Source organism: Desulfobacter sp. (genome assembly GCA_028768525.1).
Taxonomy (GTDB): Bacteria; Desulfobacterota; Desulfobacteria; order Desulfobacterales; family Desulfobacteraceae; genus Desulfobacter.
This window is the reverse complement of sequence record CP054837.1, coordinates 2,100,744-2,126,811: the sequence shown is the minus strand read 5'-3', so window position 1 is coordinate 2,126,811 and position 26,068 is coordinate 2,100,744. Positions and strand designations below refer to the sequence as shown.

At 52.6% G+C, this 26,068-nt stretch carries 21 protein-coding genes; 9 read left to right on the top strand and 12 right to left on the bottom strand.

All coding sequences use genetic code 11. The annotated features are described in order from the left end of the window. Positions 1-130: 130 nt before the first annotated feature. The 3 genes from HUN04_09795 to HUN04_09785 all read left to right on the top strand — a co-directional run bounded on the left by HUN04_09795 (position 131) and on the right by HUN04_09785 (position 2,860). Complete coding sequence (locus HUN04_09795) at positions 131-1,117, top strand: ABC transporter substrate-binding protein (GenBank protein ID WDP89983.1); 987 nt, start codon at positions 131-133, stop codon at positions 1,115-1,117. A 61-nt stretch (positions 1,118-1,178) separates the two neighbouring features. After that, positions 1,179-2,069 carry an ABC transporter permease gene (locus tag HUN04_09790; protein ID WDP89982.1) on the top strand — a complete coding sequence of 297 codons (891 nt, stop codon included), beginning with the start codon at positions 1,179-1,181 and terminating at the stop codon, positions 2,067-2,069. Then, entirely contained in the window at positions 2,066-2,860 is a 795-nt protein-coding gene (locus HUN04_09785) for an ATP-binding cassette domain-containing protein (protein ID WDP89981.1), read from the top strand. The genes HUN04_09790 and HUN04_09785 overlap by 4 nt, the downstream gene beginning before the upstream one ends. Positions 2,861-3,219: 359 nt before the next feature. On the opposite strand, the gene HUN04_09780 is transcribed toward HUN04_09785, so the two are convergent. The 4 genes from HUN04_09780 to HUN04_09765 all read right to left on the bottom strand — a co-directional run bounded on the left by HUN04_09780 (position 3,220) and on the right by HUN04_09765 (position 8,791). Continuing rightward, complete coding sequence (locus HUN04_09780; GenBank protein WDP93237.1) at positions 3,220-4,788, bottom strand: anion permease; 1,569 nt, start codon at positions 4,786-4,788, stop codon at positions 3,220-3,222. 178 nt (positions 4,789-4,966) lie between these two features. Further along, a complete protein-coding gene (locus HUN04_09775; protein WDP89980.1) occupies positions 4,967-6,427 on the bottom strand; it encodes a hypothetical protein in 1,461 nt (486 codons plus the stop codon). Between the two features lie 95 nt (positions 6,428-6,522). Continuing rightward, positions 6,523-7,611: a DHH family phosphoesterase gene (locus HUN04_09770; protein WDP89979.1), complete on the bottom strand. Its 1,089-nt coding sequence runs from the start codon at positions 7,609-7,611 to the stop codon at positions 6,523-6,525. Between the two features lie 226 nt (positions 7,612-7,837). Then, entirely contained in the window at positions 7,838-8,791 is a 954-nt protein-coding gene (locus HUN04_09765; protein ID WDP89978.1) for a LysR family transcriptional regulator, read from the bottom strand. 162 nt (positions 8,792-8,953) lie between these two features. Between HUN04_09765 and HUN04_09760 the strand changes: the two genes are divergently transcribed. From HUN04_09760 to HUN04_09740, 5 genes are all read left to right on the top strand, one after another. Continuing rightward, on the top strand, positions 8,954-9,604 hold the full coding sequence (locus HUN04_09760) for a DUF47 family protein (GenBank protein ID WDP89977.1): 651 nt from the start codon (positions 8,954-8,956) through the stop codon (positions 9,602-9,604). Between the two features lie 9 nt (positions 9,605-9,613). Beyond that, the gene (locus tag HUN04_09755; GenBank protein WDP89976.1) at positions 9,614-10,759 is read left to right on the top strand and encodes an inorganic phosphate transporter; all 1,146 of its coding nucleotides are present in this window, start codon (positions 9,614-9,616) and stop codon (positions 10,757-10,759) included. A 5-nt stretch (positions 10,760-10,764) separates the two neighbouring features. Next, positions 10,765-11,397, top strand: a complete 633-nt coding sequence (locus HUN04_09750; GenBank protein ID WDP89975.1) for a hypothetical protein — start codon at positions 10,765-10,767, stop codon at positions 11,395-11,397. 201 nt (positions 11,398-11,598) lie between these two features. Further along, entirely contained in the window at positions 11,599-13,551 is a 1,953-nt protein-coding gene (locus HUN04_09745; protein WDP89974.1) for a methyl-accepting chemotaxis protein, read from the top strand. A 261-nt stretch (positions 13,552-13,812) separates the two neighbouring features. Continuing rightward, positions 13,813-15,204 carry a hypothetical protein gene (locus HUN04_09740; GenBank protein WDP89973.1) on the top strand — a complete coding sequence of 464 codons (1,392 nt, stop codon included), beginning with the start codon at positions 13,813-13,815 and terminating at the stop codon, positions 15,202-15,204. 154 nt (positions 15,205-15,358) lie between these two features. On the opposite strand, the gene HUN04_09735 is transcribed toward HUN04_09740, so the two are convergent. From HUN04_09735 to HUN04_09710, 6 genes are read right to left on the bottom strand one after another with little or no spacing between them, the layout of a single operon-like run. Next, on the bottom strand, positions 15,359-15,931 hold the full coding sequence (locus HUN04_09735) for a TetR/AcrR family transcriptional regulator (GenBank protein WDP89972.1): 573 nt from the start codon (positions 15,929-15,931) through the stop codon (positions 15,359-15,361). Between the two features lie 3 nt (positions 15,932-15,934). Beyond that, entirely contained in the window at positions 15,935-16,384 is a 450-nt protein-coding gene (locus tag HUN04_09730; GenBank protein ID WDP93236.1) for a 4Fe-4S binding protein, read from the bottom strand. 21 nt (positions 16,385-16,405) lie between these two features. Further along, the gene (locus HUN04_09725; protein ID WDP89971.1) at positions 16,406-18,361 is read right to left on the bottom strand and encodes an aldehyde ferredoxin oxidoreductase family protein; all 1,956 of its coding nucleotides are present in this window, start codon (positions 18,359-18,361) and stop codon (positions 16,406-16,408) included. A 57-nt stretch (positions 18,362-18,418) separates the two neighbouring features. Further along, a complete protein-coding gene (locus tag HUN04_09720) occupies positions 18,419-19,666 on the bottom strand; it encodes an iron-containing alcohol dehydrogenase (protein WDP89970.1) in 1,248 nt (415 codons plus the stop codon). Between the two features lie 2 nt (positions 19,667-19,668). Continuing rightward, on the bottom strand, positions 19,669-20,796 hold the full coding sequence (locus HUN04_09715) for an iron-containing alcohol dehydrogenase (protein ID WDP89969.1): 1,128 nt from the start codon (positions 20,794-20,796) through the stop codon (positions 19,669-19,671). A gap of 16 nt (positions 20,797-20,812) precedes the next feature. Continuing rightward, positions 20,813-21,343, bottom strand: a complete 531-nt coding sequence (locus HUN04_09710) for a hypothetical protein (GenBank protein ID WDP89968.1) — start codon at positions 21,341-21,343, stop codon at positions 20,813-20,815. 221 nt (positions 21,344-21,564) lie between these two features. Between HUN04_09710 and HUN04_09705 the strand changes: the two genes are divergently transcribed. Continuing rightward, positions 21,565-22,338 (top strand): enoyl-CoA hydratase/isomerase family protein, encoded by a 774-nt coding sequence (locus HUN04_09705; protein ID WDP89967.1) that lies wholly within the window; start codon positions 21,565-21,567, stop codon positions 22,336-22,338. 73 nt (positions 22,339-22,411) lie between these two features. Here the strand turns inward: HUN04_09705 and HUN04_09700 are convergent, their stop codons facing one another. Further along, complete coding sequence (locus tag HUN04_09700; GenBank protein WDP89966.1) at positions 22,412-23,068, bottom strand: GntR family transcriptional regulator; 657 nt, start codon at positions 23,066-23,068, stop codon at positions 22,412-22,414. A gap of 136 nt (positions 23,069-23,204) precedes the next feature. Further along, entirely contained in the window at positions 23,205-26,042 is a 2,838-nt protein-coding gene (locus tag HUN04_09695) for a Cache 3/Cache 2 fusion domain-containing protein (protein WDP89965.1), read from the bottom strand. Positions 26,043-26,068: the final 26 nt, after the last annotated feature.

Here is a 26,068-nt window from a genome sequence, read left to right as displayed (position 1 = left end):
GCTATGCCTCTCTGGCTATGGTGGTCAAATTATGGCTTGCATTTTTATATGGGCCGTATAGAATACGCCTGTTATTGTACATAGAAATATACAGTGATTGCTTAATAATCTGAGGAGGATAATTGTCCTGATGAAAAAAATAATGCTGACAGCGGCGGCCGTCCTTTTGTCCGCAGCCATGTGTTTGTCCCCTGTGCAGGCTGAAAAACAGGTATATATCGGCATTTCAAAGATTGTGGCCCACCCGGCCCTGGATGCCCTGGAACAGGGGGTTCAGGACGGGGTGAAGGAAACCTTTCCCAATGCCCGGTTCGACCTGCAGAACGCCAACGGAGAGATGTCCACGGCCGCCTCCATCGCACAGAAATTCAAGGCGGAAAAGGTGGATATTGCCGTGGGCATCGCCACCCCCACGGCCCAGGCCCTGGTGAATACCATCAAGAACCGGCCCGTGCTCTTCTGCGCCGTGACCGACCCTGAAGGGGCGGGGCTGGTGAGATCCGTGAAGCACGGGGAAAAGGGCGTGACCGGCACCTCGGACATGACCCCGGTAAAGGAGCAGATCATGCTGCTCAACCGGATCAAGCCCATCAAAACCCTGGGCCATGTCTACTGCTCCGGCGAAGCCAATGCCGTTGCCCTGGCCGGGATTGCCAAGGCGGTCTGCAAGGAGCTGGGGATTAAATTCGTTGAAACCACGGTGACCAACTCCGCCGAGGTGAAACAGGCTGTTCAGACCATCGCCCCCAGGGTGGACGGGATCTACCTGAGCAACGACAATACGGTGTTCTCCGCCCTGGCCGCCGTCACCGCCGTGGCCATGAAGCATAAGATTCCGGTGATGTCCGCCGACCCCAGTTCCGCAGAGAGCAACGATGTGCTGGCGGCCTGGGGATTCGACTACTATAAAATGGGGCGGGTGACAGGCCGGGTGGCCGCCGATATCATCAACGGCGCCAAACCTGAAGAAATCCCCACCATTTATATGACAGACCCCTCCGACGTGGACCTGCTCATCAATCTGGATGTGGCCGCCAAACTGGGGCTGGTCATTCCTGAAACGATTGTGGAAACCGCCAATAAGATCATCGAAAACGGCAAGCTCACGTCCAAATAGTAACCTTTCGGCGGCGGGCCGGATAAGGGCCTGCCGCGTCTCAATATAAAAGCTGCGAAAAATGATAGAAGGAATTTTTGTAGAAGGGCTGATTTACGCCATCATGGCCCTGGGGGTGTTTTTTACCTTCAGGGTACTGGATTTCCCCGACCTCACCGTTGACGGCTCCTTTCCCATGGGGGCGGTGATCATGGCCGCCGGCCTCCACCAGGGAATCAGCCCTGTCACCTGCCTGGTTCTGGCTTTTGCCGGCGGGCTGCTGGCCGGATTCATCACGGCCGCCATTCACAACAAGCTCAAGGTCCCCCACCTGCTGGCCGGGATTTTGACCATGACCATGCTTTATTCGGTGAATATCCGGATCCTCTCCAACAAGGCCAACCTGCCGCTGCTGCGCATTGACACCCTGCTGACCAAGGTCCACGGACTGGCCCAGGGGGTTATGGCCCCTGAATACGCCTCCCTGATCTTTTTTATCCTGGTGGTCCTGGCCATCAAATTTCTCCTGGACCTGTTTTTTTTAACGGATATGGGCCTGGTTTTCGGGGCCCTGGGCAACAACGAGCAGATGGTCCGGGTCCAGGGGGTGAACCCGGCCACCCTCAAGCTCATCGGCGTGGGCATCTCCAACGGACTGGTTGCCCTGTCCGGGGCCTTTGCCGCACAGTACCAGGGCTTTGCCGACGTCAACCTGGGCCAGGGTATCGTGGTCTCGGGCCTGGCCTCGGTGATGCTGGGTGAATTTTTGCTCAAATCCAACCGGATTTCCATTCTCACCCTGAGGGTGATTCTGGGAGCCATTCTTTTCAAGGGCATCATGTACCTGGGCCGGTATTACGGCTATTACATCAACATGACCCCCAACGACCTGAAACTCATCACCGGCCTGCTGATCATCGTCTCCCTGGCCGTGGCCAATTTCAAACGCATACAGCAGAAGGGGGGCGCATGATTGAACTCAAGAACATATCCAAGACCTTCCATCCGGGCACACCGGGGGAGAAAACCGTCATCAGGGACCTGAACCTTAAACTGGAACCCGGGGATTTCCTCACCATCATCGGATCCAACGGGGCCGGCAAGACCACCCTGTTCAACCTGATTTCCGGGGCCCTTTCCCCCAGCCTGGGAAATATTTTTATCAAGGGAAAGGATGTCACCGGCCTGCCCGAGTACAAGCGGGCGGCATATATCGGCCGGATATTCCAGGATCCCCTGGCCGGCACCGCCTCCAACATGACCCTGGAGGACAATATGATGATCACCTCCCAAAAGGGATTTAAATGGCCCTGGATCAGTCTGAACCGGGCCATGCGGGAGCGGTTTAAAGATGAGGTCCGCTGTTTGAATATGGGGCTGGAAGACCGGATGAAGGAAAACGTTTCCTCCCTCTCCGGCGGCCAGCGCCAGGCCCTGACCCTTTTGATGACGGTGATGTCCAAACCGGATATCCTCATGCTGGACGAGCATACCGCGGCCCTGGATCCCAGGAATGCCGCCATGGTCATGGAACAGACCACCCGGTTCATTGAGGAGGGGCAGCTGACTTCCCTTATGATCACCCACAACATGGGCCATGCCATTGAGTTCGGAAACCGCCTGATCATGATGGACGGGGGCCAGATCATCATCGACGTCCGGGGGGAAGAAAAAAAGAAACTCACCAAGGACCGGCTGATCCGGATGTTCACCGAGATCAAAAAGCAGGAATTTGAGACCGACGAGGTCCTGCTGACCCCTTAAACCCTATTCGGGTCAATCCCCAAGCCCTGATACCGGAACCGGTATCAGGGCCCAATCCCCTCCAAAGGTTCAATCCATCAATATTCGTCGCACTATACCCCATTTTTGACGTGTAATGACCAACGGCCCGGATGGGATGGCAGGCCTGATTGAACAATTCTAAGCGGGTCTAATTCCTCTGCGCGGAAAAGCCTGCAACTGCGGCCTTCGGTCCTCAGATAAAAAGGCTTTTCTCGCTCCGTTTCATGAGACCCGCTAAAAAATCGCAATCTGATGGCACAGCCACCCCACCCGGGCCAGGCAAAAAAGGATAGATCCGATATTCAAATGGCTTTACGCAAGACAGCAAATGGTCTTTCTTACCATAGCTGACTGTCAAACCCCATTAATGGCATAATGTACTGGGTCCATGGAATCAGCAGCAGACAGACGGTTGTGAGCATGATTATTCCGTATTTGAAGGATTCCCAGCTGGAATAATGATTACTCAGGTAGCAAATCGTGGCAGGTTTGCTGTTGAAATACAAAACATAAACCTGGTTGATGAGAAAGGCCATGGGCAGGCCAAATCCCAGAACATCCCATCCAAACTTCTGGGCGATACCGATGATGATGGGAAAGAATATGATTGTTCTGGCGGTCTTGCTCTGATTGAGTATTGAGCTGAAGGCAAACAGAATGCTCAGCAGCAGAAAAATAAGGAGTTTAGGGGCATCCTGTCCAATGCCAAAGGCCTCAAAAAGGTTGGTAATGCCGATGGCAACAATATTGGTGGTTTTTATCCCCCCGCCTAGTACATATGCACCAAAACTGAACAATAGGAGATGCCAGGGAATATCGGTGTCGTTCCAATTTATGGATCCGATTTTTGGTAATCCTGAAAAAGCGGGCATCAATGCGGCGATTGCACCGATCAATGCAGCCGCGGTGGCGCTGATTCCGTGGAGTTTATCCGTGGCCCATAGCGCGAGAACGCATAGAAAGATAATCGCGGATTTTATCTCATTTACCGAAAACGGTCCCATGCCGTCCAATTCTTCCTGCAAGCGGTTTAGGCCGCCCTTGATGGATGGCGATTTTTCGGTTTCTGAAAGGGGAAAGACAAAGTGTGTTCCCAACCACCATCCAAAGGCGCAGACGATCAGCGCCAAAGGGGCCAACGCCATGAACCAGTCCATGTAATAAAGATTCGCCCCGGCGCCGATGAGCATGCTCGCCGCAACCAGGTTTGCTGCAGACCCTGTCATATAGGCGCTGCAGGAAACATTGATGCCAAGCAGGTTCTGGAGTACAAGGTTTCGTCCGAAATTATTGCGGTTGTCACCGCCGTTGGCGCCGTAAATGGCGCTGATCACCATGAACAGGGGCATTAAGAGTGCCGCCTTTGCGGCTGTTGCGCTGACAAAGGCCCCAAGGATGATGTTCAGGAGCAAAAAGCTCCAGAAAACAGGGGTTGCCTTGTGGCCTGCCTTGAGAATGAATTTCAGCGCGATGCGTTTTGCCAGGCCGCAGGAGACAAGCATGCTGGCCAGGATAAAGCTTGCAATGTTAAGTATCATTACCTTATGGCCGAAATAGGCATAGGCTGTCTTCTCTTCAACAATGCCGGTGGTGACCACCAAGACGATCAGGATGAGGGAGGTCAGGTAGTTGGGGATTGCCTCTGTGATCCAGAGAATCAATGATGCACCGAAGATGCCGAGCATGGTATAACAGCTTTGGGGCGGCACTTTTGTCTGCACCTCAAAAGACTCGAATGATCCGCAAAATTTGAAATGAAAGAAACAGAAGAATAACACTGCCATGGGCAGGCCGATTTTTTTTAACAGTGCCATAATCGGGCCTGTCGGCAGCACGGGAAGCCTTTCGAGGGTATAGTTGCTCATGTCCAGTGGATCAAATTGTCTGGTCGCCGGTGTATCCGTTATCATTTTCGGACCCATTTTTTCTCCTTTGGGCGGCCCTTGAATAAATGGGCCTGTAATTTCATTACGCTTATGGTGTTTATATGCTTTGAGCGCGCCACGGCTGTTTTTTTATCCGTTTTATCTCGTATATGACCTGCAAATACAAATAATAACCTATTGTAGAATATATAAGTATATCTTATGAACCGCTCCCTTCATTGGGAATGATGTGGTCTATGCGTTTGATGCCGTCTCTGTTGAATACGATCCTGAATCGTTTGCAGATTTTTTTATTCCCGATCCTGTGGCAACGGATCATGTTCATGTGGTAAACCTTATCGATTGACAGCTTTTGGTAGGAATCTTTATCAGGGACATACATGGTATGCTTGGGGTCGTCCATATTATTGAGAAAGTCGCTGATATTCAGGCGGGTGATATCAATAAGACCGTCCCAGGCCTGACCTATTGCCCTGGGTTTCATCAAAATTTCTTTTCGGTAATACATAATGGTTTCACTCCTAAAGGAATTTTCAATATCCACCAGATGGGTTTTGTTTCTGAGCTTCATTATGGATTTGGGAATTTGGGAATCCTCAATAAAATAAAAATTTTCACGGCATCTTCCGATGAGGGTTGAAAAATTCTGATAGACAAATTGCTGCCGGTCAGAGAGGGTTCTTTTCAGTTTTGCCGATAAAAAATTCCGTATGGCCTCTTTCATCCGATCCTTAAACACATATCCGATGACAAGGGCCAGGAAAAGCGGTGGGCTGAGTGCCCCGTAGGTGTCCTGCCAAATAAATGCCACGGCAGTTGCAAAAATCATCGCCAAGGCAGCGGCCAGGCTCGAGATCAGCTGGAATAGGAGGGTGCCTTCTTTTTTATGCCTGATTTCTAAATGAAGCGGGCTGCTGACATATTTTTTTAGTATATTCCACTTATAGATCAGCGTTTCGCTGTCCCTATTGGTGGCTTTTCCCGAGGTGTCGCCGAATAGTTTTTGGTAATCCAGCTCGCTTTGGATCCGGCTTAATATTTTTTCCCTAAGATTTGCGTGATCTTCATCTTCACAATTCCAGGAGGCCAGATCAAGAAGCCGAAACAAATAATAAGCCAGGCACATGCTGATATATTCGTTGCAATAGGTCAGGACCCTGCGTGAGTCATTATCCAGTTTATGACCATGGGTTGTTTCATGGGTTCGCAGAAGATCGGCGCCCAGGCCTGCCTTATTCAGGGTCTCATGAACCTGGGGGCTCAGCTCCTCGGCAGGCAGTGCCTTCCCTTTAATGACATCCATTCTCAATTGTTTTTTTACCATCAAGGCATATATTTTTACGGCATGGCGGTAGGTGGTCCGGGTGGCCCTGCTATCTTTTTCATTGATCCGGTCCAGGGCGGAAATGACCTTTGCCATGAAGATGTTGGGGGCAGGTGCAGAGCCGGGCATGTCAGGGATTCTTAAGCGAATATAATTTTTCAGCCGGCTGTAAAACATTTGCTTGGTATAGTTCCGTTCATTTATCCCCAGAGAATTGGGTATGAAAAAAAGCGTCTCGATTTCATACTTCCGCTTCTTCTCTGACGGACGGAAAAACAGTTTTTGTTTGATTTCAAACTGAAACTTGCCGTGGATGGTTATAAATTCATGGATCATTTTTTCGTGGGAAAGGATAGCATATACGGAATAGTGAGGTGTCCAAGATTGAAAAAAGGCCACCGGACAAAGGTCGTCCGGAGGCCTGGCGGAGGCTAAGCCGTGAAGTGGTCATCCATCATAGGGGACAGTTTTTTTCTTGATATTCCGAGATTTGCCTGGGAATAGAAGGTGATTTTGCCTTCCAGGCAGGGCTTTTGGCCGTCAAAAACGAGGTTCTTCAGTTCCAGCCCCTTTTTCTGGAGAAATGAGATCAGCTTGTCATGGGCACTCTCATCAATACAATAAACGGCAAGATCCCGGTTAAAATCCGGATCTGTATATGCATTCATGGACAGGAGTACGTCCAGATTCCGGCGGCGTGCATAGCTTTCAAATCCGATGCAAAGTTCATTGTCTTTTTTTGTCCATTGGGCCATGGACAGCAGGGCAGAGGCAATGCCGCATCTGATATCCCCGAATTTAAATTCCTTGTAGTCCTTTCGCAAAAGGTCGGTTGTCGTCAGGCTGGCGGTGTCGAATTTGGCTTTCTGAACCCCCTCAAAATACGGATTCTGGTCCAGGGTGCAATGTTTCATGAGGGTGAGGGCGATCTCAGTATCCTTATTTGTAACCCGCCCGGCTTCCGGAGCCAGATTCACTGTATCCAGAAGAATGGTGCCCGTAAGAAGCATGGCAATCTGGGCGTCCATAAGCTTGGGAAACTCTTTGATCAGCATTTCACCCACCAGGGAGGCTGTCGAGCCTACCGGTTCAATGACGCGGATCTCAGCATTCTCGTAAAGCCCTTCTTCCTTGTGGTGGTCCACGATCATCTGTACTTTGTCTCCGTGGCCTTCAAAGGCGCCGGGCAGTTTGTTGTGATCCACAATGGCCATGCGGTTTACGTGGTCCATGAAGGTCTGGGGCATTTCATCCAGGAAAATGAGACAGTCAAGATCAATTTGAGCCTTTTCAAATACGTATACGGCTTCAGTCCTGAGTTTGAAATCTTCTCTCACGATGGGCATGAGAGGGACAATGGTTTTATCGGGCTGTGCTTTTGACCGGATATAGGCAAAGACAATTGCAGATGCCATAGAGTCGAGGTCTGCAGCCTCGTTTCCCATGACCAGAAGGTCAATGGGTTTGTCCTTGATGTTGGTTCTCGCTTCGAGAAGATATTGGTTGATTGATTTGGGCATATTTTCTCCTGTTATATCTTTATTGTTATATTTAAAATTTGTCATAGCTGATTTTACGAAATATAAAAGATCCGTATCTGTCGGGTCAAATTCGAATCCCCTATGGAAGGTATAATCAATTCTTATGATTCAGGTAGGAATGCCTGGCGGCCGTACCCGGTTTTGATGCTTTAAATTTAAGGGAGAACCATATGCGGCCCCGGGAGTGTCTTTTCACCCCGGGGTGCTATTTTGAAGATATGTCCTTCCGGGCAGGGATGTTTAATTTTGAAGCCAGGGTCTCCTCACAGTTAAACATTTCCGGCAGCATGGATAAAAAGGTTTTGGCGGCGACGGAAAGGTTCCTGTACTTGTGGTAGAGAAGGTAAAAGGCCGCATTCCCCTCGAATCCCTTTAAGTTGACCCGGGCCAGCCGGCCTGAGGCCAACTCCCTTTTTACCGCGGATTCGGGGATAACGGTGATACCGAATCCCTTTTCAACGATCCGCTTTGCCGATTCCACATTTTCAAGCTCTATGAATTTCAAATGGGATTTATCCGTTTTGTACTCTGAAAACCAGGCGGAGACAATCTGCCGGGTCTGAGTGCCGTGTTCCCGGGTGATAAAGGGTATGCGTTTGAGGTCGGATATGGAAACCTGAGATTTCTGAGCCAGGGGACTCTTCCCCGATACCACGGCAACCATCTTTTCCTGGTGAACACAAACCGCCTCAACTTCAGGATACCGGCTGGCAGGTCCTGCGGCAAACCCGAAATCCACCTGTCCCTCAAGGACCATAAGGGTGGTCTTGTGGGTGTTGCCCCCCCGAAGATTCAGTTCAATATCCGGGTAGGTGCTATGGTAAAGACCAATGATGTCGGGGAGCATATATGCGCTGATCACGGCGGATGAAGCAATGTCCAGCCGGCCCCGGCTCATGTTTTTCATGTCCATGAAAATGGTCTCCACTTCCTGGAATTTCATAAGCAATTCTTCTGTCTGTTCGAAAAGAATTTCTCCATGGCGGGTCAGCATAATTTTTTTCCCGGTCCTGTCAAAGAGGACCGTATCGTAGAAATGTTCCAGGGCCTGGATATGCTGGCTCACAGCCGGTTGGGTCAAAAACAGGGCATTTGCGGCCTTGGTGAAATTGCCGACTTTGGCCACCATGAAAAAGGATTTCAGGTGATCAATGTTCATGAGATTCATAATGAATGCTTATGGCCTCCATTTTTAATGATGATTTAACATTGGGGAGTGGCGCGTGGTAGACAATGACCGTTTGTTTGCAACTTAACATAAACGCTCTGCAAGGGTCAATTGAAAGCCTGGGTCAGAGTCATGTCAAAAGGGACCACCGTTATGAAATTCAATATTATCAGCCGGGAAACCGGTATTGAAAAGCAGATCAATGACTTCATGGACCAGGTCAGCCGGTCCGGGCTCGTTTTTCAAAAGGGTGCACGGTGTTATCTCACGGGAGAGTATGAAAATTTCGACAGCGTGCTGGCGGATATCTCGGTTATAGAACACAAGGGGGACGAATTGAAGCGGACCATCATCGAGCACCTCCACACCAAAACCCTTATCCCCGAATCCAGGGGGGATGTACTGGAACTGCTGGAGAACATGGATTCTCTGCTGGACCGGTTCAAGGGTGCGCTGTGGCGGTTTGAAATCGAACGCCCGGAAATAAACCTTGAGTTCGTCAATGACTTTAGCGAGCTGATTGATGGGGTCGTGGCCTCTGTGGAGGCCATTGTCAAATCGGCACGGGCCTTTTTTGCCGATATTTCGTCCGTAAGGGACCATCTGCACAAGGTCTCATTCTGGGAAACGGAGTGCGATAAGATATCAACACGTCTGAGGGCCGCACTTTTCAGGAAAGAGGACTTAAGGTTAAGCCAGCGTATGCTTTTAAGCGATCTGGCCCGGCATATCGAGAAAATTTCTGACCGGGCGGAGGATGTCGCTGACCGGATGAACATTTACGTCATTAAACGGACCCTCTAGGAAAATCCCATGTTTTCATTCTTCTTAACCTCCGGCCTTTTCTTAGGGTGGTCTTTGGGGGCAAACGACGCATCCAATGTGTTTGGTACGGCAGTGGCTTCCAAAATGGTCAGGTTCAGGACGGCCGCCGTCTGCTGCAGTATCTTTGTGATTTTAGGCGCCGTGATGAGCGGGGCAGGCGCTTCGCATACTCTGGGCAAGCTTGGGGCCGTGAATGCCATTGCCGGGGCGTTTATTGTGGCGTTTTCAGCGGCTTTGAGCGTGTATTTGATGACCAAGGCCAGATTCCCCGTCTCCACCTCCCAGGCCATTGTGGGGGCCATCATCGGATGGAACCTTTTTTCGGGATCGTCCGTTGATCAGGCCGCCCTGACCAAGATTGCCATGACCTGGCTGGTCTGTCCGGTGCTTTCCGGGATCATAGCGGTTGTCCTGTACCAGTTGTCCGCCCTTTTTATCAATACATGCAGAATCCACATGTTCCGGCTGGATCTGTATACGAGATGGTCCTTATTGGTTGCCGGCATATGCGGATCCTATGCCCTGGGGGCCAATAATATCGCCAATGTAATGGGCGTATTTCTGCCGGTATCCCCCTTTGAAACGCTTTTTATCGGCCCCTTTTCCCTATCACCGGCCCAGCAATTGTTCCTCATCGGCGGCATCGCCATTGCCGTGGGGGTATTCACCTATTCCAGACAGGTAATGATGACCGTGGGGGAAGGCATTGTGGAGCTTACCCCTGTTGCGGCAAGCGTTGTGGTGTGGGCGCATTCCATCGTCCTCTTCCTCTTTTCCTCCCAATCCCTGGAAACCTTTCTGGCCAGCAACGGCCTGCCCTCAATTCCCCTGGTTCCGGTTTCCAGTTCCCAGGCTGTGGTGGGCGCTGTTATCGGCATCGGCCTGCTAAAGAAAGGCTTTTGGAGCGTGAAATGGAAGATCGTGGGAGGAATTGTCAGCGGATGGGTCACCACCCCTGTCATTGCCGCAGTGGTGAGTTTCATATCTTTATTTTTTATTCAAAATGTATTTCAGCAGGAGGTGTATACGTCCCAAAAGACGCTATCCCCGCCCCCTGCCCTAGAAAAGAAACTGGCCCGGGCGCAAATGCCGGAGGGCCTTAAAAATAACCCCATAACTAAAATAACGGAGTAAGAATCATGGTAGATGTATTTGAGAAAAACGCAGCCACCTCAGCGGAAGATGCAGAAAAACTTGTGCCCAGGGCTGAATTCAGAGTATTTGGACAGAACATTCTGGACATTGTGACCCAGTCCATGTGGAAAGCCCAGGCCAAGCTGTTCAAAATCAGAACCAGCAGCGAAACGTATATTGTTTCCCGGCTCACCAATGAGGCCAATGTCAAGATCCGCGACGGGCTGCTGGATATTAAAACCAAAGTAAGCGAAACCCAGGACGGATACGAAGTCTTCCAGCCCAGGGGAAAATTCCAGTTCCCGGTGAACAGGGAAGAGTTGGGAAAAATCTTTGAAAACCTTCTCGTCGAGGTTGTTCTGGACAAGGCAACATATACCCTTGATGAATTTATCTCCATGGTGGATACCAATGCAGATCTTGCCGCCGTTGACGTTCAAAAAGAAAGATACGGCTTTTCCGTGGACGGCATGATCTGCGAATACGGAAAAGTCCTCTTTAACGGTGCCCTCATCGAAACCGCCTGTGTGGAGAGTGAAGATTATGAGGGAATGAAAAAAGCCATCAAGGCCCTGGAAATTGGTGAACTGGAAAACGTAAACTACCTGAAAGCTGCGAAAAACGTATTGAAGATGTAGTTCACGGACCGTTCCCTCCGCCAGGCAAGCTGCCCAATGGTTTCCTCCTTGGGCCGGGCAGCTTGCTGCCCCTCCCTGCCAGCATGTTCCCCCCGCCGATCTGTTCCAAAATTTCTGTCTTCAATAAAGAATTCAAATAAGGCGGAGTCGGACTGGTCCTGTGCGGCCCTGTGAAAATAATAGTAATTTTTGAGAGGTAATATGTTCGGAACGCTTAAACGCCGGATGTCCGGGAGTCTAAAAATAAGGTTTCTCATTATCCTGATCCCTGCCGTCATCATCGGGTTTGTTGTGTCCTCCTTTTTTGTGACCCACAGCAGCCTCAAGGCCCTGACCCGGGCGGCAGAGAGGAAAATTGCAGGCAGCGGCGCCTTTATGGGCATGAACGTCAGCCACTGGAGGGAATTTCACGAAAACCTGCTGTCCTCCATTGCTGCCAGCCCTTTTGTCGCAAAAGCCATATCAGACCCTGCGGCCAGACCCGATTTGAATTTGAATTGGAAAGAGATGAAATCCCAGTTCGGTTTCAGGAACATTGCCCTGCTGGATTGGAAAGGCGTTGCCATTGCCGGAAGCAATGAAAACCGGATCGGAAAAGAGTATTCAGACATGCTTTTTTTCCAGGAGGCCCTCCACCAGTCCGGGGTGGTGATCTCCAAGCCCCGCAACAGCCGGGTGGACGGCAAGCCCCTTGTCACCTTCGCCCTGAAAGTGGCGTCTGGAAAAGGGGTGATCTTTATCAGTATTCCGCTGGGTGAATTTTATGAACAATATGTGGATATTACTCGCAACGATCCCAACTCCAATGCCTTTATCTTAACCCGAGAGGGCAAAGTCCTGGCCCACCGGGCCCTCGCCTCTGGAAAGCCTGTGGAACTGGACCTTGATAAATTTCTGGCTGAAACCGACGGGCCGGTTACCTTTTCCGAGTATGGGCAAACCTATTTAGTATATGTCCACCAGGATCCCAAGACCGGCTGGTATATTGTCAGCGCCACGGATAAGGAAGAAATTCAAAGGGCCGCCAATGTACTGGTGCTCACCAATTGTATTGTGGCCCTGGCGGCCATCGGCTTGGTTTCCGCCCTGATACTGCGTCTGGTCCAGTCCGTTACCCGCAAAATTGATACCGTTGTAACCGCCATAAAAGATCTTTCTTCAGGCGACATAGAACTCAGCGGGCTGGATGACCAGGCGCGGACCTCGCTTACCCGGGGGCAGGACGAACTGAGTGTGATGGGACAGGCCATGGACAGACTGATACAGATCCAGAAAGGGCTGGTGGAAAATGTCGGCGCCATTGCTTCCGGAGATCTGTCCAGGGGTGTGATACCCGCCGGCCCCAGGGATGTCCTTGGCAATGCCCTGGCCGGGATGGTTGACAATCTCAAGGTGTTGATTCAGGCCATTGAGTCTGCCGCCACCACGCTTTCCGATATAATCCCGGTCATTCTATCGGATGGGGATAACCTGGCCCGGGGCGCTTCGGAACAGTCCGATGCCATTGCATCTATTGGCGATGCCATCCATAGGATCGAAGACCAGACCAGACAGACTGCCCAGGCCTCGTCAAGTGTGAACGACCGGGCCGCCACCGCACTCCATGTGGCAGAGGATGGAAAACAGCAGATGCGCGAATTGGTCAGGGCCCTGGAAGCCATCAGCGTTTCGGGGAAAGATATTTCAGCAACCATGCAGGATATTACCAATATCGCGGATCAGACCAATCTTATTGCCTTGAATGCCACCATAGAAGCTGCCAGGGCAAGAGAACTGGGCCGGGGCTTCGCCGTTGTGGCACAAGAAGTGAAAACCCTTGCCGCCTCCAGTGCCAATGCCGCCCAGAAAAGCAACGCCCTGTTTAAGGTTTCACTTGAAAAAATAGCCGAGGGAAACCAGGTTTTAAATTTGACGGAAAAATCTCTATTGTCCATTGTTCAGCATTTTAATGCCACTTCGGACGAACTTACCCTTATTGTCGGCGCAACACGGGACCAGGCCCAGTCAACGGCCCAACTCGTCAGGGGGGTAACCCAGATTGAAGGGGTGACCAAGGATAATGTCCGCATTGCCGAACAAGTGGCACAACACTGCCATCAACTGGCCTCACTTTCTTCAAAATTCGATAAAGCCTGCTCCAAGTTCTCTTTGTAGGGCTGGCGGCAGTCTTTGGGTGTTTAGAGTCAAGGGGATCGCTGCGGGGCTTTGAACCGTGATTTTTTTTGAGATCTTTAGAGACACCTTCTTTGTCAAGTCTCAAGACACCTGACCTAGACCTGTATAATAACCAGTCATAACGAAATCTTATAGATATCATCAGGGCTCATAATTAGAATCCCGGTCCAATTCATTATATAGATCCTGACAATATGGGTAGAACGTTTTTTTTAAACCAAAAAAGAAAAGGAACGCGAGATGAGAAAGCTAATTGTATTATTTGCATCCATTGCAATGCTTGCCCTTGGCATGCCTGCCGCAACATACGCAGGCGTACCGACCAACGAACAGTTGCACAAGATGATTATTGATTTGGGGAACCAGCTTAAAGTCGCCCAGCAGGAGGCCCGGGACGCCAAAAAAGAGCTTGCCGAAATTAAGGGTAGTGAAGCGTATGACGAAAATGACGCCCTCGGCACCCAAAAGGTCGCACTGGATGCAAGTCATGAAAAAAGTTATCTTAAAATGACATCTGCCGATGGTAATTTTGAATACAAAATTGATGGTAGAATGATGCTGGATACAGGTGCTGTAAATAACAGTAAAGAAGAAAATAATCTTTTTGCCAACACTGAATTCCGCCGTCTACGCCTGGCGTTGAAAACCAAGATGTACAAAGACTGGGCGGGTGAATTTGATCTTGATTTTGCCGATGAAGAACTTGATATCAAAGACATGTGGATTTCCTACAATGGGTTGCCCAACACCATACTGAAACTGGGTAATCATAAACCCAATTTCAATATGGACGAAGTGACCACCTCCCGCTGGATAACTTTCATGGAACGATCCATGGTTTCCGATGCCTTTTCACCTGGCAGGCGCATTGGATTCAGTGCCACGAACTGGGACAAGTATTATTTTGCAGGCCTTTCCATCTTTGGCGATGAATTGGACCAGGACAAAGAATACGCCTCAGAAGCAGAACGCTCAGAACCCTATGGTTATTCAGCCCGTTTGGTGGGACGCCCCATTGTGACGGATGACAACAGCACCATTTTGCACATTGGTTTAAACTATATGAATCATGAACCGGCAAAAAGTGATGGTGACGAGTATAAGATTAAAGTAAGACCGGAAGCCCATTTTGTAGATTATAAATTCCTTGATACCGGTGATATTGATGCGGTTGAGGATATTACTACCTACGGGCTTGAACTCGCCGGTAAATGGAATAATTTTTCCTTTCAGACAGAATACGTGAAGAGTGAGCTCAACCGCTACGCCGGCAATACTGAACCGGAATTTGACGGCTGGTATGCCATGGTCTCCTATTTTATCACAGATGACCAGCGTCCTTACAATCTTGATGATGCCGAGTTTGGCCCCATTGTACCCACCGGCAAATGGGGGGCATGGGAAGTTGCCCTGCGTTATTCAAATCTTGATTTGAATGATCTTTCTGCAGGTGTTGAGGGTGGTTCCGCCGATGCAATTACCATTGCGCTCAACTGGTACATTAACAATAATTTTATGATCAAAATGAACTATCTCAATGTTGATTACGACGAGTATGCGGATAGTGATGGCGATCTTGCCGGTGATGACGACCTCGACATCGTGGGTGTAAGATTCCAGTATCTCTTCTAATAAAAAAATAGCAGTAAATACATTACAAAAAACAGCCGGTAAAATAAGGAACATCCTTTCCCTTTTTACCGGCTGTTTTTGTTTATCACAATCCTCAAAATATGAATCTGACGGTTGAACCCGAATTCTATGTGCGGCAGCCTAAGGGAAATTGTTATTCCCGGATCACCTTCAGGGCCAGTCGGACGATATCATCAATGTCGGTTTTTTTGACCGCCAGCTGGGTCTGGAGGATGAAACCGTCCACCACCGCCACCAGGAACCGGGCCTTGGCTTCCCTGTCGGTTTTGGGGCCGGGCATTTTATCGTAGGCCCGGTCCACCATTTCAAACCATTGGGCGTAGGTGGTCTGGAACCGCTCTTTGATTTCATCATTGCCGGAAACCGCCTCCCTTACCAGGTAGAGGTGGAGGCGGCTTCGGGCCTCTGAACTGAGCAGGGTGTTGAAATAGGCACAGAGCAGTTCCTCCCAGGTGATGCCCCGGGCCTGGTCGATCATGGAGAAAAGGGTGGTGGTGATTCGTTCCATGTGGAGGTCGGCAATGTCAAAGACCAGGTCATTTTTGCTGGCATAGTAATAATAGACTGTTCCCTTGCTCAGGCCCGCGGCCCTGGCAATGCCGGACAGGCTGGTCTTTTCCACCCCCTTTTCCCCGATCAGGGCCATGGCCGCATCCAGAATTTTCCTGCGGTTGTCCCTGCCCGTTCCCTTTGCTGTCCTGGCCATTGTTTACGCCTTTTCAGTCTCCTCGGTCCTGCTCTCCCGGTTCCGGGGGACCATGGTGACGGCGTCGGCCGGGCAGTCCCCTGCGCAGAATCCGCAACCGATGCAAAGCGCCTCATCTGCCAGAACAGGGAAAAGGTGGGGATTCCCCTTGAGCAGGAGTGCCTGTGAGATGGCGGATACCGGGCAGGTGTCCAGGCAGATGGTGCAGGACATGCAGGTTTTCAAATCGAATTGGGGGCAGTCCCACTCCTTTTTGGGGATCCGTTCAAAGGCCAGGCCGAAATGGTCCAGCACGGCCCTGGAGGGGCAGACCCGTCCGCAGGCCCCGCATTCAATGCAGGCTGCAGGATCAATGGCGTGGATTTGTTTTTTTTCGCCGGTGACGGCGTTTGTGGGGCAGATTTTTGCACAGGCCATGCAGCCGATGCATTCATTTGATATGGTGTATGCCATCTTGAATTCTCCTTTCCGGGCTCATGCAATGGATGCAATACGGTTGACGGTCTCCTCCGTGGGCCGGCCGGTTTCCCGGTCCCAGCCGAAGAGTTCCCAATAATCTTTCATCATGGTTTCCACGTCCACGGTGCGGCCCTTGTTGGCCCCCCGGGTCTGGACCGGTCTGCCCAGGAGCCGGTCCGGCACCCGGCAGGTTTTGGGGTCCAGGCCCTGCTTGATATTGAAGGCCTGTTTGAGCACCTGGATATTGGCTCCGATTTCCATGTAGTCTTCCGGAGTGAACTGCCAGCCCGTTGCCCCGTTGAGCCAGTCGAATATCCGTATCCGCGTGGCCCCGATGAATCCGCCGAAAAGACAGGCCCCGGCGCCGTTCATCACGTTGAGGTAAACGGAATTGGCCTTGCCCACCCTGGCGTGGTGGATATCCTTTTTATACTTGGAGGATTTCATATAGGCCGGGCCCATTTTGGGCACCCCTTTCACCTTTTTCCACAGCTGGTACATTTCGTAATAAAGCCCGGCCCCGTTGGTGTGGCGGCCCGGCGCCGGGTCCACGCTGTAGTGGAGGGCAAAGCCCGGGTCATTGCGGGAATCGTGCATGGCCGGCTCCTGGCCGGCGCAGTGCAGGGCAATGGCCTCGGCTTCGGGCCCTATGCTTTCCGCCGCCCGCTTCACCCCGTCGGCCAGAAGGTCGCCGATGCCGTCCCGTGCCACCATGGCTTCCACCAGGAATTTAATATCATCGGGATCCCCCCATTCCAGGGCCCGGCCGCCGGTGTGGCCGGTGGTGATGATGCCTTTTTCATAGCATTCCATGGCAAAGGCCACGGCATGGCCGGCGGAGATGGTATCCATGCCGGCCCGGTTGAGCAGTTCGTTGAGGTAGAAGATCAGGTCCACGTCTTTGTTCATGATGAAGCCGCCGAAGGAAAGCACGGTTTCATACTCGGGCTTGTGGGTTTCAGGGAATCTGCCCTTTGTTTTGCAGATGCCGCCGCAGCCTAAGGGGCAGGAATAGCAGTGGAACTTTTCGGTTTCCTGCCTGGTGAACCTGTCGGGCTGGGAGGAAAAGGATTTGAAAAATCCCCAGTCAGCAGAGGATCCCATCCAGTTTTTGATGGGAGAATCCCCCATTTCCACGGAAATCTGGTTCATGGAAACCGTGCCCCATTTTCGCAGCATGATCTTATAGAGCAGGCCGTCCTGGGTGGCCACAAAGGGAAGTATCCGCATCAGCGCCCCCACAGGTGCCGTGAGCCAGCCCGGCACAAAGGGGGGCTGGAACTGCACCCATTTGTTGCAGATTTTGCTCAGCCGTTTCATTTCCTCCCGGTTGTGGACGCGAATCCGCTTTTTGCCGGCAAGGACCAGGGCCTTGAGGTTCTTGGATCCCATGACCGCGCCCAGGCCGGACCGGGCCGCCAGCCGTCCCTTGTCCGTGGAGACCCCGGAGATCAGGGACCGCTTTTCACCGGCCTGGCCGATACAGGCCACCCGGGCATTGGGATGTTTTTCAATGAGCGCGGTTTCCGCTTCCACCGCATCCTTACCCCAGACTGCCTCTGCCGTCTCCAGCCGGGCCCCCTGGTCGTCCACGCAGAGGTAGACCGGTTTCTCGCTGATTCCCTTGAAAAAAATGCCGTCCACCCCGCAGCGCTTTATGGCCGGAGAAAAGGAGCCGCCGCAGTTGGCCTCTCCCCAGCCGCCGGTCAGCGGCGAAAGCCCGGTCACCATCCACCGCCCGGTGAACAGGGAGCCGGTGCCCGTGAGCAGGCCGGATACAAAGCCCAGGATATTTTCCTGCCCCAAAGGATCGGCCCCGGCAGGGATCCGGTGGTAGAGGATGTGGGCGGCCAGGCCCATACCCGATAAAAAGGACTGGTATACCTTGGGGGAGATTTTCTCCGTTTCTATGGCCCCCGTTGTAAGATCCACCATCATGATTTTGCCCATGTACCCTTTTGGTGTGGTCATTGCTTTATTTCTCCTTGGCAGTTAGAGTCGTTTACCCTGTTGTATTATCCTTTTCTATTACCCCTTTTTGATTTTGGAAAGGTCCAGGGGGACGCCTTCCCAGGCTGCTTCGGCCACCATGAGAAAGTCGTCGTAGTCCATCTCTTCGGGATTGTAGGAGATGGCGCCGTCGCCCAGGGCCGTGGCCGCAATTTCCGGCAGTTTTTCCCTGGGCACCATGGGGGCCCCTTCACGGGTTTTCAGGTCTTTGAGGCGGACGGCATGGGTGCCGCCGGTGGCCCGGTTCAGGTCAATGTTGAACCGCCGGATCCAGTCGATTACGGCTTTGGCCCGCCCGGGTGCCGGGGTGGATACGTAGGCTTCGGGACCTGCCAGGGGCAGCAGAAGATCGGCGATTCTGTCTTCAACCCGGTGGAGGTTGTACTCCAGGCCGTAGGGCAGGAAAATGGCCATGCAGGTGCCGTGGGGCACATGGCAGACCGCTCCCACGGAATGGCCCAGGGCATGGACCATGCCCACCATGGCGTTGGAAAAGGCCATGCCCGCCATGGTGGCGGCGGCGGCCAGGGCCAGCCGTCCTTCCCTGTCCCCGGTGTTTTCAAGGACCCGGGGCAGGTGCCGGGCGATCATGGACATGGCTTCATAGGCATGGCTGTCGGAGATGGGATTTTTGGCCAGCATCACTGTGGCTTCCACGGCATGGGCCATGGCATCCATGGCCGTGGCCGCTGTGATGTGGGGGGGCAGTGTCAGGGTCATTCTGGAATCCACCACTGCGGCGTCGGGGAGGAGGTAATAGGAACCGAACAGCATTTTCCTGGCCGCTTCGGGATCGGCGATGACAGCCGCCTGGGTGACCTCGGAGCCGGTGCCGGCGGTGGTGGGGATGGCGATGAAGGGGCGCAGGGGGCGTTTCAGGGCGCCGACCCCGGTGAATGCCAGAAGGTCGTCTCCCCCTTCCGAAACCAGGATGTTGATGCCCTTGGCCGTATCCAGGACCGATCCGCCGCCGATGGCGATGATGGCGTCGCAGCCCTTTTCCCTGTATACCCCGGCCAGGCGGCCCACCAGGTTGATATCCGAATCCGGTGGGACATCGTCTTCAATAGTGCGGATGTCCAGGCCCCCGTTCAAAGCGGTGACCAGGATCTCCACAAGGCCGGCCCCGGCCACCCCCTTGTCCGTCAGTATCATGGGGGATGAGGCGTCCATCCCGGCCAGAAGACCGGGGATCTTTTCCAATGCGTCGTGGCCGGCCACAAGGTTGACCCGGCAGCAGAATTCATAATAGTCAGGCATGTACATGTTTACTCCTTTTTCCCTAATTCTTGTTTAAGGGAAGCCAGTGCCTCCTGGTTCCATCCGGCCTCGGCCGGGGTTCTGGGCAGCCGCCCCCGGGAGAGGAGGTGCAGGTCGTTGAGCAGATTGCGAATTACCTGAACGGCGGCTGTGGCCCGCTGCTCCGGCGGCGTGGCACTATAGGCCGTCGGACCGGCCAGGGGCTGGAAAAGGGCGGCGGCATCCGGTGCCGGTTCAAGCAGGCCGGGGAGGAGGAGCACCATGGCAAGGCCGGGGGTGAGCCGGCTGTTGGCCGCCAGGGCGCGGCCCAGGGCGTGGAGCCCCGGGGCACCGGGGGAACCGGAGAGAAGGTATCCGGCCAGCACGGCGGCCTGGACCAGGTCCTGCTGCCAATGCTTTTCTTCTTTTTTCCTTTGGGTCAGGTTGTCCTCCGGGGCCAGGCCCGAGACTTTAATGGACTCCAGCACCGGCATAACCAGCCGGATCACGGCGGCGGCATAGGCCCTGGCCGGGGGATTCCAGGGGAGGGCGTAAACTTGGCAGGCGGCGGCCAGGCCGGCCAGGGCCGCATCCAACAGGGATTCCCGGTCGTCGTCCAGATAGAGGGAGGGATCCATGAGGGCCTGGTCCGGGGCAAGAAAGGGGGAGTGGAAGCGACGTCCGTTGAAGCTTGCCCTTCCGGCGGTGGCCGTGCCCGGGTTCACCCCCGTGGGCAGATAGACCAGCGGGGTTAGGGGCCCTGGGATGGTATCCCCGGACAGGGCTTCGGGTCCCAGGGTGACGGCAATGTTCAGGGCCTTTGCCCTGTCCGCGGCCCCCTGGCCTCCCAGGGCGACAATGCAGTCATACCCCTTTCCTTTGTATATTTCATAGATGGATTTAATGAAGTTCACCCCTTCCTTGTTTTCTCCTTCTGGAAAGGGGGGGGTGATGCCCAGGGACATGCCGGAATCGGAAAAGGCTTTGGCCAGGGTTTTGGCAAGGTTGGCCCGGCCGGCGGCAGCGTCCTGGATCACCATGGGTTTTGATCCGCCCATGGCAACGAAGTCAAAGGGGAGATGGGCAAGGGCCTGTTTGCCGCAGCCGGTTTTGGTCCGGCACTGAAAGGTGAAATCAGGCAATGAAAAATCAGTCATAGGGTCTCCTCCTCTCTTAAAAACCGGTGACGGTCCTGACCAGCACCAGGGTCCGGGTAAAAATATGGCGACTCAGGGGCCATTGGGGATAGCGTTTGATGGCCAGTTTTGCCACGGGTTTGGGCAGCAGGTAGACCTGGACCGCATCAAGGATCCTTATGGCGGCGCAGGCCTGGGGCACGTCCCCCGACACATAGAGCCGGTCCCTGGCATTGGCCGTGGGGGTGCTTTCCCTAAAGGTGAAAAGCGTAAAGAGACCGGCGGCACTTTTCAGGCCCATTTCCAGGTGGACCGGGTGCTTGTCCCTGTTCCATCCCAGGTATTTTCCCCTGCCGCTGTCGTCCCTTCCCACAATCATCCAGGGGCCGGTGGGAAAGGCCCCCAGGCAGAAGGTATAGCCCTCGGGCATGGCTGAAAATTCGTCTTTGACGGCCTGGTCGGTCCGGGAGGCGGCCTGGACGGCCCGCCCCACGAACCAGAGCATGACGAACAGATAGATGCGCCTGAAGATTTGTTTTTTGGGTTTGATTTCCTTAAATTTTTCCATGACCCTCCCCATCAGAAATGTTAAGTGAAAAGTTCAGTCGGCCGGTTGGCCGACACTAATATACGAGTGAATGCTTTTTTTTGTCAATATGTTTTTTTCTCTTATTTCAAGAGGATATGAAATCCCTGGGCGGAAACGCCGGATACGGGTTGCGAAGGAAAAACAGATGGGGTAAAACGATGTTTACCATTTGAAAACAGATTTAAGGAGAAGGAGCATCCATGCTGAAAAAAGAGATTCAGGATAATATCGTTATCGCCCAGCTTAGCGACGGGGCCACCAACGCCGTCACCCTTGAGACCTTAAGGCAGCTCAAGGAGATCGTGGATGAGGTCAATGAAAACGATGACCTTAAAGGGATTGTTCTCACCGGCGACGGCCGCTTTTTTTCCTCCGGATTCAGTTTACCCATGTTCATCGGGTTTGAGAGCGGGGAAGAGGCTGTGACGTTTTTTGAGGAAGAAGAGGATATCCTGGTGGATTATTTTACCTGCAAAAAACCTGTGGTCTGTGCCATGAACGGGCATTCCGCGGCCATGGGGCTGATCCTGGCCATGGCTTCGGATTACAGGATCCTCGCCAACCATCCTAAAATCAAAGTCGGCATGAGCGAAATCAAGATCGGCCTGGCCCTGTCCGTGGCCCAGTCGGCCATTGTCCGTTTCGGCCTGGATTCGGACAAGCGGTACAGGGATGTCATGTATTTCGGGGAAATGGTGGGGGTGGACAAGGCCCTTGAGATGGAAATGGTGGATGAGGTGGTGGACAGCGATAATCTCATTGCCCGGGCCAAGGAGATCATCTGCCTATGGATCGATACCCCCAACCGGCCCTTTATCCAGATTAAGGAAGAATTAAAGTCCGCCGTGGCCGGAAAAATCCGCCGGGATCTGGCAACGGGCGAATGGAAACCCTTTATGGCGGATACCATGATGAGCAAAGAGGTCAAAGAGACCCTGTCTTTTGTCCAGGCCATGATGGAAAACAAAAAGTAAAAATGGCTTTTTGCTCCGATTTCCGCGCCTTGAACTCGGAACAAAAATCGTATGTTTAGGAAATGGAGTGCAGTTAAAGGCTGGTGAGACCGAGGAAAGAGGATCTTATCCGCTCCAGGTGTTTGAGCAGCTGCTCTTTCCTGGCCTGGCCCACCTCTTCCGGGGTGCCGCTGCCCAGCAGGTTCCCCAGGATGACCAGGTCTTCCTGCACCGCTTTTACCTCGTTGTTCCAGACCCGGTTGTCCATTTTCAGCATGTTGAAATACCAGAGCCTGAAGGTCAGGGAGTAGAGCCGCTGGGACATTTCCGTGAGAAAGGGATTGCCGGCGGCGCCGTGGAACAGCTCTTTATTTTCCATGTCCACGGCGGCCAGGGCTTTGGGGTCTTTATTATCCTTTAGCGCCCGGCACCGGGATTCCAGTTCCTGGAATTGGAGGATGTCGTCACGGGTCAGGCGCTGGGCCGCCAGGGTGCCGATGACCGCTTCCATTTCCAGCCGGGCCTGGAAAACGTTGGTGATGGTGCCAAGTTCCAGTTCCATCACCAGAATCCCCGTCCGGGGAAGGATTTTGACCAGGTGTTCCCACTCCAGGCGAAAGAGTACCGTGCGAAGCGGGGTGCGGCTGACCCCGAATTCCTGGGCCAGTGTCTGTTCCTTTAAAATGGCGCCGGGTTCGTATTCCAGATGGATGATCCTGTCTTTCAGTGTATTATAGATATCTTTATTCATATGATTCCGGTTCTGGTGGATGGTTATATTGGTATACCTTAATAATACAAAGGGCATGGGAATGCAAGGGCAGGATCCGGACAGATACCCTATCCCTTTTACCAGCGAAGGAATGCATGGGAAAAACGTTGTGAGGTTATACTAGGGCGCTGCTGTTACTGGCGTCTGGTCCACCCTTTCCCACGGGCAGTCTGACCAGAAAACAGGCACCACGGTCTGCCATGGGGACTGCACGTATCTCTCCGCCGTGGTTCCGGGTGATGATGAAAAATGAGACAGAGAGTCCCAGCCCTGTTCCCACCCCAACGGGTTTGGTGGTAAAAAAAGGCTCAAACACCCTTTTGCAGGTCTCAGTATCCATGCCCGGCCCGTTGTTTGCCAGCGAAACAGATACCATCCCGTCTTCTTCAAGCATGATGTCCAGAGTAAAACAAGGTACAATTCCACTATGCTTATTTTCGGCCATGGCCTGGGCACCATTCTTTAATATATTTAAAAAGACCTGCTGAATCTGGTTCCCCTCGCACCAGACCTTGGGAAGATCTGCCTGATAGTTCCGGATGATTTCTATCTCTTTGAAGTCATACTGTTTTTTCAGGTTGTAATCGTTTCTGGCAAGTTCGATGGTCCTGTCAAGAAGGTCGCGGATGTCATGTAACTCTCTCAGGGGTTTTTCCCTGCTGAACGAGAGCATGTTTTCCACAATACGGGCCGCCCGGTCCCCGGCACTCCGTATGGAAGACAGATGCTTGAGAATTTCCCTTTGCTCCGCATAACCCCTTATGGTGTCAATGGAGGTGCCGAGTTCTTCAGCCAATGCCTTATTTTTTGGCAATTCCCCTGACAGACGGTTCATAACCACCTGGGCACCCTGAATCATTCCTGCCAGTGGATTGTTTATTTCATGGGCCATTCCTGCGGCAAGCCCGCCGACGGACATCATCTTTTCAGACTGAATCATCATCTCTTCTATTTTTACATGCCCTGTGACATCGTCCATCCGAATGACAGCCCCGTCAATCTCTTTTGTTTTCAAAGGATAAATAATTATATCCTCGTAGATCAGTCCGTTTTCAGTTTTATGAAGGGTTTTGAGCGCTTTTTGTATCTTTCCCTGATCCATGGCTTTTTGAATCTTTTTTTGCTGTGCTTCAAGGCGCGGCATCACTTCAAAAAGAGGTGTTGCTGCGGCCTTGTACTGTCGTATTCCGGTTGTTTTTTCCGCCATACTGTTCCAGAGGGTTATACGCCATGACCTGTCCACAACGATCAGGACTGAGGGCATGGAATCAATGATATTGGAGAGGTAGCTTCTGAGCCGAAGAAGCTGTTCTTCATCTTTTTTGCGGTGGGTGATGTCCCTTATGGCCGCCAGGATCATGGGCTTGCCGCCGACCTCCATTGTGCTGAGCTGAACTTCGGTAAAAAACAATTCGCCGTCCATCCGGGTGTGAAGCCATTCAAACCGGCTGCTGCCTTGAACCAGGGTCTGCTCGATCAGCTCTTCCTCCCTGGTTTTTGACAGCATGCCCAACGGCTGGTGTTCCGGAGACAATTGATGGGGCTCTTTGCCAATAATATCGTCCTGGCTGCCGGCGCCGAAAATATCAATAGCCGCCTTGTTGCAGTCAATGAATTTTCCATTGAAAATGAGCAGCAGGGCGTCTCTGGAAAATTCGTACAGGGTCCTGAAATCCTGTTCTGCCTGACGGCGTTCCTCAAGTGTGGATTTAAGTCTTTCAGACATGGTATTGAGGCTTTGTCCCAGACATCCGGTTTCGTCGGACGACTGGATATCAAGGGGGGACGGAAACTCCCCCCGGCTGATGGCATCGGCAAAATCAACCGCCCTGTCCAGGGGCTGGGAAATTTTTTTGCCGAGAATCCAGCATGCAGCAGCGGATACGATCAATACGAAAAGGCCCGTGGCCAGTACCTGGAAGATGATGTTTTCCAGGCGTTTGCCGAGGCGTTGGGCGGTGTCTGTGAAATCCTCCTCATAGGCGGAGGCGCCTATGATCCAGTCCCATGGTTTAAAATATATCAGGGCGGCATATTTCTTTTTGGGCGGTTCATCAATAGCGTTTCTCCAATGGTAGGAATACCATACCACTTTACCGGCGGGCTGTTTAATGGTCAGTGCAAGGACTTCCCTGGCCGGAAACCTCCCGTCTTCAGTTTTCACGTCCCAAAGGTTTTCGCGGTCCCGCAATCCTTTCCGGGAAAGGATATACCGGCCTTTCTGCCTGCCCTTGGCGCCAATGATAAAAAAATATCCGGATTTTCCAACAGGGGTATTCATAAACGCCTGTCGCAGGTTTTCCATCAGGTCCTGGCGGATGCCCGGGCCGTACAGGCCGATGATCCGGTTTTCGGCGTCCCGGAGGGGCAGGGCGGTGGAAACAAAGACATAGTCATCCACATAGGTCCGGCCTATTGCCGTTTTCCCCTGGATGATGGCCTGGGAGAAAGGGTTGGGCTTTCCATCCGGGTTCACGGCCGGTAAAACCGTCCCGATTTGGCGTTTCCCTTTTTTGACGACGGAGGTGGCTATCCGGACAAAATCCCCCTTCTCGTTGATCCGAAGCATAATTGAGGCATGGTATCCTGTCAGTTTCATCATTTCGTCAACCACGGGGGTGGCTGCGTCTGGGGAAACATTCAATCCCAATGGCTTGTTTCCCAATAATAGCCGCGGGAGGTTGATTTCTTCGGTTTTCCCCGAGGGGTATGTGACCTTCATCGGCACCCTGTTAGAGGACAGGCTTGGCAGCCCCTGCTTTTCCATCAGCTGTTTCATAATGGTCAGGGCATGCCGCCGCTGTACTATTGACGCCTGGTGCATGGATTCACAAAGGTGGTACATTGTCCTGGCCAGCGGTTCGACCTCCGAATGGATCCGGTTTTCCCCCTCTTTTTCCAGTTCTCGCCGGTAATCGGCCATGCCGGAAAGAAAAACAAGAATGACAGTCACACTGGAGATTGCCACCAGCATCACGG